18 protein-coding genes are annotated in these 15,385 nt (G+C 60.8%); 10 read left to right on the top strand and 8 right to left on the bottom strand.

All coding sequences use genetic code 11. From position 1 onward, the window contains the following. Positions 1–240: 240 nt before the first annotated feature. From NW814_RS01230 to NW814_RS01210, 5 genes are all read right to left on the bottom strand, one after another. Complete coding sequence (locus NW814_RS01230; protein WP_414404956.1) at positions 241–315, bottom strand: hypothetical protein; 75 nt, start codon at positions 313–315, stop codon at positions 241–243. A gap of 246 nt (positions 316–561) precedes the next feature. Further along, positions 562–1,035, bottom strand: a complete 474-nt coding sequence (locus NW814_RS01225; protein WP_414404955.1) for a phosphate-starvation-inducible PsiE family protein — start codon at positions 1,033–1,035, stop codon at positions 562–564. A 48-nt stretch (positions 1,036–1,083) separates the two neighbouring features. Further along, positions 1,084–1,269 carry a DUF2256 domain-containing protein gene (locus tag NW814_RS01220; RefSeq protein WP_414404875.1) on the bottom strand — a complete coding sequence of 62 codons (186 nt, stop codon included), beginning with the start codon at positions 1,267–1,269 and terminating at the stop codon, positions 1,084–1,086. A gap of 27 nt (positions 1,270–1,296) precedes the next feature. After that, the gene (locus tag NW814_RS01215; RefSeq protein ID WP_414404874.1) at positions 1,297–2,931 is read right to left on the bottom strand and encodes a CTP synthase; all 1,635 of its coding nucleotides are present in this window, start codon (positions 2,929–2,931) and stop codon (positions 1,297–1,299) included. Positions 2,932–2,981: 50 nt separating this feature from the next. Next, positions 2,982–3,506 carry a hypothetical protein gene (locus tag NW814_RS01210; protein WP_414404873.1) on the bottom strand — a complete coding sequence of 175 codons (525 nt, stop codon included), beginning with the start codon at positions 3,504–3,506 and terminating at the stop codon, positions 2,982–2,984. 198 nt (positions 3,507–3,704) lie between these two features. Between NW814_RS01210 and NW814_RS01205 the strand changes: the two genes are divergently transcribed. Then, entirely contained in the window at positions 3,705–4,736 is a 1,032-nt protein-coding gene (locus NW814_RS01205) for an aldo/keto reductase (RefSeq protein ID WP_414404872.1), read from the top strand. An 8-nt stretch (positions 4,737–4,744) separates the two neighbouring features. Next, a complete protein-coding gene (locus NW814_RS01200; RefSeq protein ID WP_414404871.1) occupies positions 4,745–5,494 on the top strand; it encodes an HAD family hydrolase in 750 nt (249 codons plus the stop codon). Between the two features lie 8 nt (positions 5,495–5,502). Here NW814_RS01200 and queA read toward each other — a convergent pair whose 3' ends face one another. Then, on the bottom strand, positions 5,503–6,690 hold the full coding sequence (gene queA / locus NW814_RS01195) for a tRNA preQ1(34) S-adenosylmethionine ribosyltransferase-isomerase QueA (RefSeq protein WP_414404870.1): 1,188 nt from the start codon (positions 6,688–6,690) through the stop codon (positions 5,503–5,505). 78 nt (positions 6,691–6,768) lie between these two features. Between queA and NW814_RS01190 the strand changes: the two genes are divergently transcribed. Further along, a complete protein-coding gene (locus NW814_RS01190; RefSeq protein WP_414404869.1) occupies positions 6,769–7,446 on the top strand; it encodes a Mo-dependent nitrogenase C-terminal domain-containing protein in 678 nt (225 codons plus the stop codon). A gap of 53 nt (positions 7,447–7,499) precedes the next feature. On the opposite strand, the gene NW814_RS01185 is transcribed toward NW814_RS01190, so the two are convergent. After that, entirely contained in the window at positions 7,500–8,918 is a 1,419-nt protein-coding gene (locus NW814_RS01185; RefSeq protein WP_414404868.1) for a folate/biopterin family MFS transporter, read from the bottom strand. A 228-nt stretch (positions 8,919–9,146) separates the two neighbouring features. Here NW814_RS01185 and rph point away from each other — a divergent pair, with 228 nt between their 5' ends. The 7 genes from rph (at position 9,147) to NW814_RS01150 (ending at position 14,834) form a co-directional block, all read left to right on the top strand. Further along, positions 9,147–9,875 (top strand): ribonuclease PH, encoded by a 729-nt coding sequence (rph, locus tag NW814_RS01180; RefSeq protein ID WP_414404954.1) that lies wholly within the window; start codon positions 9,147–9,149, stop codon positions 9,873–9,875. Positions 9,876–10,074: 199 nt separating this feature from the next. Continuing rightward, on the top strand, positions 10,075–10,887 hold the full coding sequence (locus NW814_RS01175) for a hypothetical protein (protein ID WP_414404867.1): 813 nt from the start codon (positions 10,075–10,077) through the stop codon (positions 10,885–10,887). Between the two features lie 27 nt (positions 10,888–10,914). After that, positions 10,915–11,334: a response regulator gene (locus tag NW814_RS01170; protein ID WP_414404866.1), complete on the top strand. Its 420-nt coding sequence runs from the start codon at positions 10,915–10,917 to the stop codon at positions 11,332–11,334. 24 nt (positions 11,335–11,358) lie between these two features. Continuing rightward, complete coding sequence (locus tag NW814_RS01165) at positions 11,359–11,997, top strand: riboflavin synthase (RefSeq protein ID WP_414404865.1); 639 nt, start codon at positions 11,359–11,361, stop codon at positions 11,995–11,997. A 39-nt stretch (positions 11,998–12,036) separates the two neighbouring features. Beyond that, a complete protein-coding gene (locus NW814_RS01160; RefSeq protein WP_414404864.1) occupies positions 12,037–12,606 on the top strand; it encodes a shikimate kinase in 570 nt (189 codons plus the stop codon). A gap of 54 nt (positions 12,607–12,660) precedes the next feature. Then, the gene (glgA, locus tag NW814_RS01155) at positions 12,661–14,190 is read left to right on the top strand and encodes a glycogen synthase GlgA (protein WP_414404863.1); all 1,530 of its coding nucleotides are present in this window, start codon (positions 12,661–12,663) and stop codon (positions 14,188–14,190) included. A gap of 44 nt (positions 14,191–14,234) precedes the next feature. Beyond that, entirely contained in the window at positions 14,235–14,834 is a 600-nt protein-coding gene (locus tag NW814_RS01150) for a hypothetical protein (protein WP_414404862.1), read from the top strand. On the opposite strand, the gene rsmD is transcribed toward NW814_RS01150, so the two are convergent. Then, positions 14,831–15,382, bottom strand: a complete 552-nt coding sequence (gene rsmD, locus NW814_RS01145) for a 16S rRNA (guanine(966)-N(2))-methyltransferase RsmD (protein WP_414404861.1) — start codon at positions 15,380–15,382, stop codon at positions 14,831–14,833. The two genes, NW814_RS01150 and rsmD, sit on opposite strands and share 4 nt — an antisense overlap. Between the last annotated feature and the right edge of the window lie 3 nt (positions 15,383–15,385).

Here is a 15,385-nt window from a genome sequence, read left to right as displayed (position 1 = left end):
ACGGGATCCCCCTCAAGGCAAGTTGCAAAAACCCAGCTAAGGATCAATCAAACTGTTCCACGAGATTAGCTCAAGCTAATGGGATTCCGAATCTCCACCAGGTTTAGCGGGCAATCCTGCGGGCCAGTTGGCCAAAGATGGTGGAGTTGGGAGGTAGGGAATAGTCACTGACTGCCCTTGGCGTTAGGGCCGGCATTGGCCATCGCCAAGATCGCCCGGGGGTAGGGACGTTGCAACGGCTCATTGGGAAAGCGGTAGCCTCCTACCCCGCTTTGTGCCTGTGGGATCCCCGCCTTGGGCCATGAAGCCCCGAATCCCGCGCTGGAAGATGAAGCCATCGTAGAAGTGAGCGTTGGCCCAAAAAGACGAAGCTGACAGTAAGGGAAGCTTCTTGCAGGAAAAGCTCCAGAACTATCGTGCCGGCAGTGGCTCCCCTCATAGCCGTGTAGGATTTGGCCAAGCAGCCCTGGCGCGGGCTGTTGTAGGTCTTTTGCCCAACTATTGGGCTGGAAGCAAAAATGTGGGAGAACCAACCCTGGGAGAGCCCTCGTCGATCCAAGCTTAGTCTTGACCGGACTTGGATGGGGGCTTAGCGCGTCGCACCAGCCAGTAACTTACCGACAGAGCCAGAGTTGCTGCCCCCAGGCCAATCAAATCCAACCCCCCCAGCTTCTCGAAATCAAAAATGATGATCTTGCGCGCCACCGCAATCAAAGAGGTAACAATGACCAGCTCCACTTGCACAACCTGCTTTTGCAGGTAAGCAGTAATGTTCTCCAAAATCTCCAGGGCAATCAAGATATTCAAAAAGAGGCCGAAGATCTCAATCAAAGTGGTGGAGAAAAACCCGGTTGGCTCCCGTAGCAGATCAGCCACCAAGAAGCGGGCCAAATCGACAACTGCTACTATAACTAGCCCAATCAGGAGGATTGAAAGCAGCTTCGAGATCAAGCTTTCTATGCGGGTAATACCTCTAAGGAAGGGATCCTCCTCCGTCTCATGAGGATTGTGCAACAGCCACTTGAGAAACCGCATGTCGATGCCACCGGGTTTGAGACCCATGTCCCAGCCTCAACGACTACATTATCCATCCCGAGTGTCTCCAGGGGGAGCAGAGTGGGAGCCTTTAGGGCGATGGTTGCGGCACCGCTCTGAACAATACTTCACCTCTGGCCAACACTTGGCCCACTTCTTACGCCAAGTAAAAGGCCGGCCGCAGGTGAGGCAGATTTTGCTGGGCAGATCCGACTTTTTCCGGTGGCGGGGCACAGCGTGCTGGAGACAACAACCCTTGGATCAACTTGTACTTTGCAACTGCAGCGGTTGAAGCTGGGAACGGCGGCGCAGAGCAGCCTCAATCAGGCCCAAAAAGAGGGGGTGCGGGCGGTTGGGGCGGGAGCGAAACTCGGGATGGAATTGGGTGGCGATGAAAAAGGGGTGGCTGGGCAGCTCGATGATCTCCACTAGACGGTTGTCGGGCGAAACACCGCTAATCACGTAGCCAGACTCGAGGAACAGGCTGCGGTAGGCGTTGTTGAACTCGTAGCGATGGCGGTGGCGCTCATAGACAATTGTCTCACCATAGAGCTTGGCTGCCAGGGTGTCGGGCAGAATGCGGCAGGGGTAGAGGCCCAGGCGCAGGGTTCCCCCCAAGTGCTCCACATCTTTCTGCTCCGGCAGCAAGCTGATGACGGGATGAGGAGTGTCGGGATCGAACTCATAGCTGTTGGCCCGCTCCAGGCCGGCAATATGGCATCCCCAGTCGATCACCGCACACTGCATGCCCAAACACAGCCCCAGAAAGGGAATGCCCCGCTCCCGCACGTGGCGGATGGTGACCACCTTGCCCTCGATGCCGCGGTTGCCAAACCCCCCTGGCACCACTACGCCATCTACCCCCGCTAGCAGAGTTTCTGGTCCCCGCTCCTCGACTTCCTCAGAAGAGATCCAGCGCAAGGTAACGCCAGCATTGAGGGCCAGCCCGGCATGGCGCAGGGCTTCCGCTACCGAGAGGTAGGCGTCTGTCAGGCGCACGTATTTGCCGACAATGGCGATCTCCACCTGCTCTTGCGGGTGGTGCAGCCGCTGTACCAGGAGCTCCCACTCGCGCAGATCCGGCTGCTGTGGATCCAGGTTGAGAATCTCCAAAACTCGCTGGGCCAGGCCCTCCTGCTCCAGGATCAGGGGCACGTCGTAGATGCTGGGGGCATCCTGGGCCTGGATGACACATTCCACCGGCACGTCGCAGAACTCGGAGATCTTCTCCTTGATGGCGCGCGGCAGAGGCTGTTCACAGCGGCACACCAGCACGTCCGGCTGAATGCCAATCGAGCGCAGCTCCTTGACCGAGTGCTGGGTAGGCTTAGTTTTCATCTCCCCCGAGGCCTTGATTAGAGGCACCAGGGTGACATGCACATAGGCCACGTTGGCGCGGCCCACGTCCTTGCGGAACTGGCGGATGGCTTCCAAGAAGGGCAAAGACTCGATATCCCCCACCGTGCCCCCCACTTCTACCAGCACCACGTCGGGGTTGGTCTCGCGGGCCACCCGCCGGATCCGCTCCTTGATCTCTTGGGTTACGTGGGGGATTACCTGCACCGTGCTGCCCTGGTAGTCGCCCCGCCGCTCTTTGGAGATCACCGCTTGGTAGATGGCGCCAGTGGTGACGTTGTTGAGCTTGGACATGTTGGTGTCGGTGAAGCGCTCATAGTGGCCCAAGTCCAAGTCGGTCTCGGCGCCATCGTCGGTAACAAACACCTCCCCATGCTGGTAGGGGCTCATCGTGCCGGGATCCACGTTGATGTAGGGATCCAGCTTCAAAATCGACACGGTGTAGTTGCGGGACTTGAGCAGACGGCCCAGGCTAGCCGCTACAATGCCTTTGCCAATGCTGGAGACGACCCCGCCGGTGATGAAGACAAACTTGGCCATAGCCCCGACCCTTGCCCTTTCTGGATTATGCCAGGGATCCCAGGGCTCCCTCAGCGCCGGGAGCGGATAGGGCCATTGTAGAGGATGGTGGTCTGAAAGGTGCGCCGATCCACCCGCACCTGGGTTTCAATGCTGGGTTGGACAAAGCCGGGCTCGCCGCCGCGGAAGGTGAAGACCCAGGCGTCTTCAAACTCTTCAAACGGCGCGTCGATGGCCGCCCCGTGCATGGAAGCCTCGGCACGGTAGCGCTGCAAGCCCCCGTTGGCGATCTCGGCCGCTTGGCGAGCCAGGTTCTTAGCTCGGTTGAGATCGCGGAAGTATCGACTAATTTCCTCAAAGCTCCCCCTGGGCAGCGGTCGTCGCGGGGCAGGTGTGGGCGGCACAGGCCGGGGATCCGGCACGATGGGCAAGGTGGGAATATCTTGGCTAGGGGGCAGTGGCTCGACCGGGCTGGGAGTTCGGAAAGTTTCTGGGAAAAGCGGGGTGATCCCCTGCGCCCGAACGGGCAGCAAGGATCCCCAGAACAAAATGCCGCTCAGGGAGCCGGCCAGACAGAGAGGGAAAATGGACTTCATGGAGCCATTCCTCAAAAGTTTTGGGGTGTGAATTTTTCAATCCTCACTCTACTAGGCCGCTAGTCGGGAAAGCAGAGGCAAAAGCCCGCCCTCTTTTTCCACCAGCAGCTAGGCGCGTGGGTTGTCTGCGCAAGGGGCTTTGTCCTCCCCCGGCGCCTGTTAGCATCCTGAAACGGGATCCTGTTTGCAGACGTTGCCATGGAGTTTGTTACGCTTGCCGAGACGGGGCTAAAACTTAGCCGCGTGGGGCTGGGCACCTGGAGCATGACCGGGGATTGGTGGGGGCCAGCGGATCCCCAGGAAGCGTATGCCACCCTCCGCAAGGCTATTGACCTGGGCATTACGCTCTTTGACACGGCTCCGGCCTATGGCCGCGGCCTTTCGGAGGAGCTATTGGGACGGGCTATCCGGGATGCCGGCTGTCGGGATCGCGTAGTCATTGCCACCAAGGCCGGCCTGCAGTGGACTAACGGCAAGGTGGTGCGCAACTGCAGCCTCAGTTGGCTGGCTCAGGATCTGGAAAACTCCCTCCGCCGCCTGCAGACGGATGTGATCGACATCTACCAGGTGCATTGGCCGGATCCCTTGGAGCCTCTGGAGGAGACCGCTGCCTTTTTCGGCCGCCTACTCCAGGAAGGAAAGATCCGCGCCATTGGGGTGAGCAACTTTTCTCCAGAGCAGATGGAGCGCTTCCGCCAGGTGGCTCCCCTGCACACGGCCCAGCCGCCCTATAACCTGTTTGAGCGCCAGATCGAAGCAGATGTCCTGCCCTACTGCCAGGCCAACAGCATTGCCACGCTAATCTACAGTCCCCTCTGCCGGGGGCTGTTGGGGGGAAGGCTGACTCCGCAAACCAAGTTTCCGCCTGGAGATCTGCGCGGCGGCATCGATCCCAAGTTTGCAGAGCCTCGCTACTCCCAGTACCTGCAAGCGGCAGAAGAGCTGAGCCGGCTGGCGCGGGAGCGCTACGGCAAAACGCTGCCCCAGTTGGCGGTGCGCTGGCTCTTGGATCAGCCGGGGGTGAGTGCAATCCTATGGGGAGCGCGCAAGCGCCAGCAGCTGGATGACCTAGCCGGAGTTTGGGGCTGGTCGCTGGAGGCGGAGGCAATGCAGACCATCGACGAGATCCTGCAAAGGCACGTCCCCGAACCCCTTCCCCCCAGCTTTATGGCTCCTCCTACCCGCCCAGGGATCCCAGCTTCTCAGAATTGTCCGGAGAATCTGAAATAGGACCTCGCATGGCGCTGCAAGGGGTAATCCTAAGCTGGAGCGGCGTGGTGGCCGACGACGAGGAGCTGCACCTCTACGCCATCAACCAAGTGTTGCTGGAGGAGAACCTGCGCCCCTGGGATCTGGGATCCCCGGCGCAAAAAGAGCTCTATCGGCTACACCATCTGGGCCAACCGGATCGGGAGAGTCTCCTTGCCCTTTGGCAAGCCCAGGGACGGGTGCTCAGCCCCAGGCAGCAAGAAGGACTTTTGCAGCGTAAGGCCCTTTACTACCGGCAGGCGTTGCAGGAGCAAAAGGGATCTCTTCTGGTTCCCGGCTTGGCGGAGGCCTTGGAGAAGCTGGAGCAGCTACGGCTCAAGGTGGGCCTCTTGAGTGGTCACGCCGCTATCGAGGTGGAGGCTTTTCTGGAGCGCTTCCCCTGTCCAGCTCTGGCGCGGCTGACTCATGACTTCCGCTACCGCGTAACCGGCGAGGCAGGGGATCCTCAGTTGCACCGTCTGCTCCTAGAGCGGATGGGGCTCTCCCCTCAGGAGTGCCTGAGTTTTGAAGCCACCTACGCCGGCATTCAAGCGGCTCGCTCGCAAGGGATCCCGGTGTTGGCTTTGGCCACTTTCTTTCCTCTGCACATGCTGCAGCGGCGGGCCAATTGGGCAGTGGATGGCTACCCCCACATGGAATGGGAGCGCCTCCAAACTTGGTTTGCCACTGGCCAAGACCGTCCTGCTGACCTTCCTGCCAAGCCCTTGGCAAAAGGGTAAGAATCCCCCTAGGGCAGGATCAGCATGCCGTCCCCAAAGGAATAGAACCGATAGCCCTGCTCGATGGCCTCCTGGTAGAGATCCAGCAAGCGCTGTCGCCCGATCAAGGCTGCCACCAGCATCATCAGGCTGGAGCGGGGCAGATGAAAGTTGGTGATCAGCCCCTGCACCACCCGCCAGGAGTAGCCGGGGTAGATGAAGAGGTCGCTTTTTCCCTGCCAGGGTTGCAGGGCGCCGGAGAGGGCTGCCGTCTCTAGGGCCCGCACCACCGTTGTTCCCACCGCAATCACCCGCCTTCCCTGGGCTTGGGTTTCACGAATAGTGTCCACCGTTTCTGCCGGCACCTTGAGCCACTCGCTGTGCAAGCGGTGGTCGGTTACTCGCTCTGCCTCTACCGGGCGGAAGGTACCCAGCCCAATGTTCAAGGTGATGTAGGCAGTTTGGACCCCCTTCTGGGCCAACCGCTCCAAAAGCTGAGGGGTAAAATGCAGGCCTGCGGTGGGGGCAGCCACCGAGCCCGGGTGTCTGGCCCAGACGGTTTGATAGTCTTCAGGTCGGACTCCTGCACTTGTCGGGTCAAGGGCACGGGCAGCTTCCAGATAGGGAGGAAGCGGGATCCGCCCCACCCGCTCCAGGATCTGCTCAAAGGCATCCGCCCCTTCCCATGTAAACTGCACCACCCGTCCGCCGGTCTCTGCGTCCACCGCCAGCACTGTGGCCGTCAGCTCAGCCGGCAGGCCCTGGGGATCCCAAAACCGGATTTGATCCCCCACCTTGACCCGTTTGCCCGGCCTGACCAAGACCCGCCAGATCTGCTGCTGAGGGGAGGTGTTGCCTGGGATCCCAGGCTGCTCTGGCTCGAGCAGCAAAACCTCTACCCGCGCCCCAAAAGCGTCCTTTCCCGGCAAGATCTTGGCTCCCCACAGCCGGGCCGGGATGACCTTGGTGTCGTTGAGAACCAGCAGATCCCCGCTCTGCAGGTAGTCGGGGAGGTCGCAGAAGCGGCGGTGCTCGTGCCTATCTGGGTACACCACCAGCATTCGCGCCTGATCCCGGGGCTCCACCGGCCTCTGCGCGATCCGCTCAGGCGGTAGGAAGTAGTCATAGGCAGCAGTTAGGAGATCCGGGTTGGGCTCTTCAGCGCTCCCTGGGCTGGGTTCAACCTGGGCAGCTAGGGGTGGAAGAGGATCCGTCATGAACAAAAAGAGGTTGCACAGACTTCAACCTCCAGCCTAGCTCTTTAAAATGGCGGTGGCTTCTTGTGGAGCTCTGTCATGTCTAGCGATTCCACGCCTACTTCTGCTAGGGAGTGCTCACCCCAGCAGGCGGAACTATGGCTACGAGGGCTGCTTGGCATTGCCTGGGCTGATGGAGAATACAGCCCCGAAGAGCAACGACTCATCGAAGATCTCATCCGCTCCGACTGGCCCGAAGAAGAGGGGAAAGATCTCGCTCCCCTCTCCCCCGAAGAGCTGGCGGCCCAGTTGCAGCCGGAGTTGCGGGAAGATTTCCTGCGCACGGCGGTGATGACAGCCGTTGCCGATGGGGTATATTCCGAGCCGGAAGATCGCTTGTTGCACCAATTGGCCACTGCCTTTGGGCTGGAGCTTCCCCAGCTCCATCTGCTCAAGGCTACGCTGGTCGACAAGAGGGCCACCTCGCCATCGCCGGCAAAAGCCCAGCCTGAAAGCAGCTATACCGACCTTTTGGCTCCCTTGCGCAAGTGGCTGGACAGCATCCAAGTCCGCGACGTGAGGGTAGCCCGCTTCTTATGCCGTATGATCCCTGCCCACTGCCCCTTTGAGCGGGATGTGGTGTTGTTTGGCCGCAAGGTGCTGCACATTCCCCCCATGTGCAAGCTTAACCCCCTCTACGACCAGGTGGTGGCCTTGCGCTGCCGCGCCCTCTCCTTCCTGGCAGAAGCTGGGGAAGACATTAGCCAATACACTTGATAGCCTGCGCTCAAGCAGGAGGAAGCCAACGCTATCTACTGGCCGCCGGCCCCTTAGGAGTAGGTTATGTCCGTCTCTCCCAAAGGGATTGCCTCTCTCCTAGCGGCTGCTTCTGCTCCCTGCAAGAAGGACTGCAGCGAAGCCTGAGCTTCCGCCTCCAACTCTGCTGGGCTGGGAGTTATCCTCTCGGCGGGCAGCCAACCCAACAAGGGCAAGGGCAAGAGGGTGGAGAGGTTGGTGATCACCAAAAGCAGCCCCAGGTGGCTGAAATTGCTTTCGGTTACCCCTAGAGCGTGCATGAGCAGGGATCCCAGCTCCTGCGAGAGAAACCCCGCCAAATTAAAGGCCGACATGAGCAGGGCAAAAAAGGTGGCCTCGATCCCTGGCGGGCAAAGGCGGGCGGCCAGAACCAGCACCGGCATAAAGGCAATTTGCCCCGCTACTGTCAGCACCAGGCTATCCCCGAGGCTAAACCAGTGGTCGTCGAGGCCCCAAGCGCGGTTGAGGTGATAGACCAAGATCAGGCTGGTCAGGCCTAGCCCTGCGGAAATGACCGTCATCCAGCCAAAGAGGGGGCGCAGGGGGATGTGCCGCAGATACACCTGAAAGATTCCCACCCCTACCAAGCTGGCAACGCTAGTCACTAGCCGCACCTGGCCCAAAAACTCCGGACCAAAGCCGAGATCGTTGGTAACAAAGTAAAACAGCGCTACGTCGGCACTGGGAGTTGCCTGCCAGACAAACACAAACAGCAGCGGCAGGAAAACGCTGGGCTGCCGCAGGGCTTGCCACACCCGAGCTACCTGTTGCTGCAGGGGATCCCAGCCCAAGGCGCTAGCCACGGGCTGATCCTCAATGACCCAAGCAGCCAGGGCAATCAGCATGGGCAGCAGGGCTGTTAGCCCAAACACCACCTGGGGAGGATAGTGAGCCAAGAGCGCCCCCCCGGCATAGGCCGTGAGCAGGGATCCCAGAGCTGTGGCCCCCCACGTTAGAGACTGCAGCGTGCCCGTTCCCGCCCAGTCACTGCCCTGCACCCGCTCCACCACCAGCGAATCGACAATGACATCCCCCACGGCTACCGCCAGGGATGCCAAAACCATCCAAAGCAGGGCCAGCTCAGCCGTCGGCGCCCCCAGAGCCATCCCCAGCCAGGCCCCACATCCCAACAGCCCTGCCAGCAGGAGGTAAGGGCGGCGCCGGTAGCCTGCTAGCGGCAGCGTATCCGATAGGAGTCCATAAAGAGGCTTGACAGTCCAGGGGATTACAGCCAGGCCCATCAACGCCGCTGCCTGTGTTGGGCCGAGGCCCAGGTTATCCTTCAAGTAAAAGCTGGTGGCTAGCCGTGCCAGCCCCACTGCCCCCTGCACAAAATACACCAGCAGGATCCCAAACAGTTCCGGCGTCCAGCGGATCTCCTGGAGGGGGTCGAGCGCCGACTGACGTAAACGCTGCAGGAAGAGGAGGATCATGACGTCTGTGTCTTCTTGCTGGCTGGGTCCTGCCCTGCAGGACACCTTTTGTTCCAGAACTTGCTGCAACAGTAGGAAAAGTTGGCTAAGAACTTCTTTACACTGTAACCTGCCTATTGGCCTACAACAGCAGCTCTCCCGCTGCCTGTCTTCCAAGGCGCTGGCAGCCCTTTTGGAGAAGCTGCCGTGGGTGAACCTGAACGACAATGCGAGGGATTTGAATCGCCCATGAGCTGGCAACGCCCTGATGGCCGCACCCCTACCCAATTGCGCCCGGTTTCCTTCCAGCGCCACTTCACCCGCTACGCCCACGGCTCGGTGTTGGTTAAGCTTGGCGATACCCATGTTCTCTGCACCGCCACCGTGGCCGAAGAAGTCCCCCCTTTTTTACAAAACACCGGCCAAGGCTGGCTGACCGCAGAGTACCGCATGCTGCCCACCGCCACCCAACAGCGCCAGCCGCGGGAGACGCTCAAGGTCTCCGGCCGCACCGCTGAGATCCAGCGGCTAATTGGGCGCAGTCTGCGCGCAGCTTTGGATCTCCGGAAGCTGGGATCCCGCACCATCACCATCGATGCCGATGTGTTGCAAGCCGATGGCAGCACCCGCACCGCCGCAATTACCGGTGGATACGTGGCCCTGCACGATGCCATCACCTGGCTCTACAAGCAGGGACTGCTGGATCCGGCGCAGGGATCCCCTTTGCAACAGCAAGTGGCAGCCCTTTCGGTGGGAATTGTGCAAGGCGAGGTGCTGCTGGATCTCTGCTACGAGGAGGACAGCCAAGCCGAAGTGGACCTGAACGTGGTCATGAACGAGCAGGGAGCCCTAATTGAAATCCAGGGTACCGCCGAAGCCGGATGCTTTGACCGCTCGCAACTGTTGCAAATGCTAGACCTGGCCCAGGCCGGCATCCAGAAATTGCTCCAGGCCCAGCGGGAGGCTCTAGACTTGTAGCCAAGGCAAGCCTAGCCCGGGCCCCGAAAGGGGGAACTGCTGTCCCGGCAGGGGGAGGGTGTGGCCAGGTTAACGGTTTGATGAAGGGGAGATAATGGGATAAAGCAGCCGCAAACTAAGGCTCTCTCTTCAACTGAGGTGAGTAGCTGATGTAGTCGCTGCTTAGGTAGCCTGAAGAGGCTAGGCCGGAGGGTTTCCCATGTCCCATTTTCTCTTTGCAGCGGCGGAACTGGCGCCTCTGCTCCGGCAGCAAGGTCGGCGGTTTACCACTGGCTATCTCCACCTTCACCTTAGGGGCGAGGATCCCGCCGAGGGCACAGAGCCTTGGGTGCTGACCTACTACCACGGCCGGCTGCTTTTTTCCGCCGATCAGCCCCTCAATGCCCCGATCCTGCTGCGACGGCTATCGCGCTTTATCCCCCGCCTCAACCTGGACTGGCCCCAGCGGGTTATCCGTGTGCTGCAGCAGCGGCTGCTCCCAGACAACTCCCTGGCGGAGTTGCTGGAGATGATGACCGAGCTGGGCTTGATAAAGCCAGGCGAGCTGGAAGACGCCCTCTGGCTGAACCTGCTTACCGATTTTGATCGCTACCTGTTCGAGTGTGCTCCGCACCGCTCACGCGAACGGGGGGGCACTTGCTACTTCGAGGTGCAGGAACGGGTTGCCCAGGAGGCCCCTATTGGTGGGTTTGAGCTGGAGCCCCTGCTGCAAGAAGCGGCCCGCCGCCACGAATGTGCTCCGCACCGCTCACGCGAACGCTGGGCGGAACTCAAGGTGGCCATCCCCACCCTGCTGGCGGTGCCAGTGGTCAACTGGGAATGTGCTCCGCACCGCTCACGCGATCGGCTGGAGGTAGCTAGCCTCTTTGCCGCTTGGGCCAAAAAAGGTCTGGTGAGCCTGCAAACGCCCCCCGAATTGCGGCAACCCCAGCGCCGCACTCCCATAACCCTCTTGGCCGTAGACGACAGCGTCGTGATGCAGGAGATCCTGCGGCAGTACCTATCCCAGTAATGTGCTCCGCACCGCTAACGCGAACGCGTGATTACAACGGGCAACCCCGCCGAGGTGCTCCCCCTCCTGTTCCAGCACCGGCCTCACCTGCTATTGATGGACAATGTGCTCCGCACCGCTAACGCGATCGCCATGCCCGGGAATGTGCTCCGCACCGCTAACGCGAACGACGGCATAGAGCTCTGCCGCATCGTGCGCAGCCTGGAAGCGTTCAAGTCTCTCCCTATCCTGATGGTTACCTCGCGGGACAGCTTGCTGGATCGCATCCGCGGCAAGTGGTCGGGCGCAACCGGCTACCTGACCAAGCCTTTTAGCGAAAGCCAGCTCACTGCCGAGGTGGAGCGGCTCCTAGCCCAGGCCCAAGATCCCAACTCCCGCTCTCTCCGAGGAGCCCAAACCAACTCGCCCAGCTTATGGCTGGGATCCCTTTACCAGGCCAAGGCTTAGCAAGCAGGCCAAGGAAGCCGAAGCATGTTTACGGGTCTAGTGCGCAGTTTGGGTACAGCTCAGTTGATCTCCTCTTCGCAGGTACGGGTTACCTGTCCGGAGCTGCAGCCGCAGTTAGCCTGTGGGGATAGCGTGGCGGTGGATGGCCTCTGCCTGACAGTGGTGGAGATCCTGCCCGATGGCTTTTTGGCGGATGTCTCGCCGGAAACCCTGCGCCGCTCGACGTGGGGCTGCGGATCCCCTGGCCCGCGCCCAGTCAACCTGGAACCGGCGCTGCGGGTGGGGGACAAGTTAGGGGGGCATTTCGTCAGCGGCCATATCGACGGAGTGGGGCACCTCTGCGAACAAGCAGCCACCGGCAACGCCTGGGAGCTGAGCTTCGAGGTGCCGGCGACCATCGGCCGCTACATCGTGCCCAAGGGCAGTGTGGCGGTGAACGGTGTCAGCCTGACCATTGCCGAGATCCGCCAAGGGGGGTGTTGGTTTAAGGTGGCGGTGATCCCGCACACCTACCGCCAGACCAACCTTTCCCTGCTGCAAGTAGGGGATCCGGTAAACGTGGAGGCAGATCTCCTGGGCAAATATGTGGAAAAATTCTTGGGCCTGGCCCCGCCGGAGAGCAGCCTCTCCCTGGAGTTTCTAGCCGAGCACGGCTACGTCTAATCCCAGCCGTTCGCGTAGCGGGACGGAGTCCTGGCCCCCATGATCCCTCCCCAAGAAGCCGAACGCCTGCGCGGCGTCACTGTCTATTTGATTGGCATGATGGGCAGCGGCAAGTCCACCCTGGGAGCTGAGCTGGCAGCCCAGTTGCGCCGCCCCTTCTTTGATACCGATGCTCTGGTGGAGCAGGTAGCCGGCTGTTCGATTGCCCAGATCTTTGCCGAGCAGGGAGAAGCCCACTTCCGGGAGCTGGAGACCCAGGTGTTGGCGCAACTGAGCGGCTACACTCGCCTGGTTATTGCCACCGGCGGCGGCATTGTGCTGCGGCCCAAAAATTGGAGCTACCTGCACCACGGCCTCACCGTCTGGCTGGATGTGGCCCCTGAGCTCATTTGGCAGCGGCTGAGCCGGGATCCTGGCCAACGTCCCCTCCTGCAAGCTCCCGATCCCCAAGCTGCTCTGCAGAGGCTCATGCGGGAACGAGAACCCTTCTACGCCCAGGCCGATGTGCGGGTGCCCATCCACTCAGAAACCAGCCTGTCCCAGTTGGTCCAGCAGGTTTGGCAGGCCATTTGCGCCCGCCTGCGAGAGCAGCCGCCCTGCAACCCGTAGCAAAACCTCCAAAAATAGGAGGGGAGGGTCTGGTATTGCAGCAGGGAGGGCAGTGTGGTACAAGCCAGGATTTTGTTTGCAGCGGCGGAAGCAGCGCCCTTGGCAAAGGTGGGGGGGATGGGGGATGTGGTGGGATCCCTGCCCGTCGTTTTGCGCCAGCTGGGGCAGGACGTGCGCATCATCATGCCCCTGTACGGATTTTTGTGGGACCAATTTGGCCCAGAGCCGGGGCAATACCCCCGCTCCAAAGATCCCATCTGGTCAAAGCAGATTATGGGCCAGGTGGCCGATATCTACGAAAGCGTTTTACCCGGCACCGATGTCCCCCTTTACCTGGTCAGCCACTACTGCTTTGCCCCCCACCGCATCTACTACGGCGAGGACGAGTTTTGGCGCTTTACGTTTTTTGCCAATGCTGTGGCCGAATTTGCCTGGACCTATTACCCCTGGAGGCCCAACATCATCCACTGCCACGATTGGCACACCGGCATGATCCCGGCCTGGATGCACCAGGCTCCCGATATCGGCACCGTCTTTACCATTCACAACCTGGCCTATCAGGGACCGTGGCGCTGGCAACTGGAACGCATGACCTGGCTGCCCTGGTATTTTTCCGCCCACAACACTATGGCCGCCGGAATCCTCTACGCCGACCAGGTAACCACCGTTTCGCCCACCTACGCCCTGGAGATCCGCACCAGTCTCTATGGAGAGGGCCTCCAGGATCTGCTGGCTTGGAAAGGAGAACGCCTGTGGGGGATCTTGAACGGAATCGACACCGAGAAGTTCGATCCCCGCACGGATCCCCATCTAGCCGCCAACTTCAGCATCGACGACCTCAGCGGTCGAGCAGTGAACAAGGCCGTGCTGCAGACCCGCCTGGGCTTGACCGTCAACCCCGACGTCTTTCTCATGGGCATGGTGACCCGTTTGGTGGAACAGAAGGGGATTGACTTGGTCATTCAAACCGTGGAGCGCTTTCTGGCCTACAGTGACTCGCAATTTGTCTTGCTGGGCAGCGGCGAAGCCCACTACGAAGAGCGGCTCCGGGAAATGGCCCAGCGGCACCCAGGCCGAATGTCCTATCAGCAGGGCTATCAGCCGCAACTGGCCCAGTTAATCTATGGGGGGGCAGATGTTTTCTTAATGCCCAGCCGCTTTGAGCCCTGCGGCATTAGCCAGATGATTGCCATGCGCTACGGCTGTGTGCCCATTGTCCGCCGTACAGGGGGACTGGTGGATACGGTCAGCCACCATATTCCCAGCAAAGGGATCGGCACCGGCTACTGCTTTGACCGCTACGAGGCTCTGGACTTCTACACTTGTCTAGCGCGGGCTTGGGAGGCGTTTCAGCACAAGGAGACTTGGCAAGCGCTGCAAAAGCGAGGCATGGCCAGCGATTTCAGTTGGCACCGCTCGGCTTTGCAGTACCTGCGCCTGTACGAGCGGATTATGAACTTGCCCCTGCTGCCAGAAACAATTCCCTCCCAGGCTCAACCGGCTTCCCCGCCGTCTGAACAGTTGCCTCCTCAGCAACCGCTAGGGGAGGGGATCCCTGAGCTGCAGCAAAGCCCCGCGGAGTGAGGTAGAGTGGAACGGGTTAGCAAGGTTTTGAGGGGTACTTGCCAATGTTTCGACGGCCTCCTGCTGGTGGTCGAACTGCTGCTCGTGGCCTTGCCTTCCTGCCCCGTTCTTGGGTACAGCTGGCCTTTGGCTTGTTGCTTGGCCTAGTGCTGGGTGTCGGTTCAGGTCTTTGGGCTACGGCTCAAGAAGTGCCCGCCCGCCAGCAGCTTATTCCCAATCCCCAGCAGTTTCGGGCCCTAGAACAACCCAGCAGCGCTCTCAGCGCGTTGCGAGCTGAACAGTTGGCTGCTGAGGCCGACGCTGCCATTCAGGCCCAAAACTACGACCGAGCCATCGAGCTCCTGCAGCAGGTGTTTAACGCCTACAACCAGCGCTCCAACTACCACCAGGATCTCTCCCGAGCTTTTGCCGGGATCCAAAACCGCATCTCCGAAGAGCAGCGGGAGCTGGCCCGCGTTGCCGCCCAGGCTCGGGATCAGGCCGCCTACGACCTGGCCGTGGTCTATCGGGCTGCCGGGCGCCCTGAGGAGGCCGTGGGCTGGTTGATCCAGGTCATCAAAAGCCAAACCCCAACCCGGGAGCTAGGCACCCAGGCCTACCAGCAGCTGCTGGAAATTGGCTTTGTTAGCACTCCTTTTCCCTAGGGCTTTTCTTCCAGATTGCGGTAGAAAGCCAGCGCCGTTTGCCCATAAGCCCGCTGGTCGACGCGCAGCAGGGATCCCACCTGCTCTGGCAGCTTTTGGCCGCTGCGATGCTCGACAATCAAGGTTCCACCTGGCTTGAGCAAGGGCGGGATCAGCGGCAGAAGCGGGGCGTACAGACCGGCGTCATGGGGGGGATCAAAATAGACGTAATCGAAAGGATCCAAACCCAGGCCGCGGCTGAGCAGCTTGCGGGCATCCCCCTGAATCACCTGGAAAGATTGTCCCGGCTGAGCTACCTTTGCCCAGTTGGCCTGGATGAGGCGACAGGCCGGCGCAGCGATCTCAATGCCGGCCACGAAGGCTGCCCCATGGCACAAGGCTTCTGCCCCTACCGTGCCGGCTCCACAGCAGAGATCCAGCCAGCGACAGCCCTTCACCTGCCCTCGCAAGATGTTGAACAGGGCTTGCCTCACCCGCCCAGGGGTGGGCCGAGTTCCCCGGCCAGCAGGGGTTTGCAGCGTCCGTTTGCCACTGATGCGCAGGCCCATCGG

Origin of the sequence: Synechococcus sp. R65.1 (assembly GCF_047461755.1) — a bacterium.
Classification (GTDB): Bacteria; Cyanobacteriota; Cyanobacteriia; order Thermostichales; family Thermostichaceae; genus Thermostichus.
Note: the sequence above shows the minus strand (reverse complement) of the source record. Positions and strands in the feature narration are given on the sequence as shown.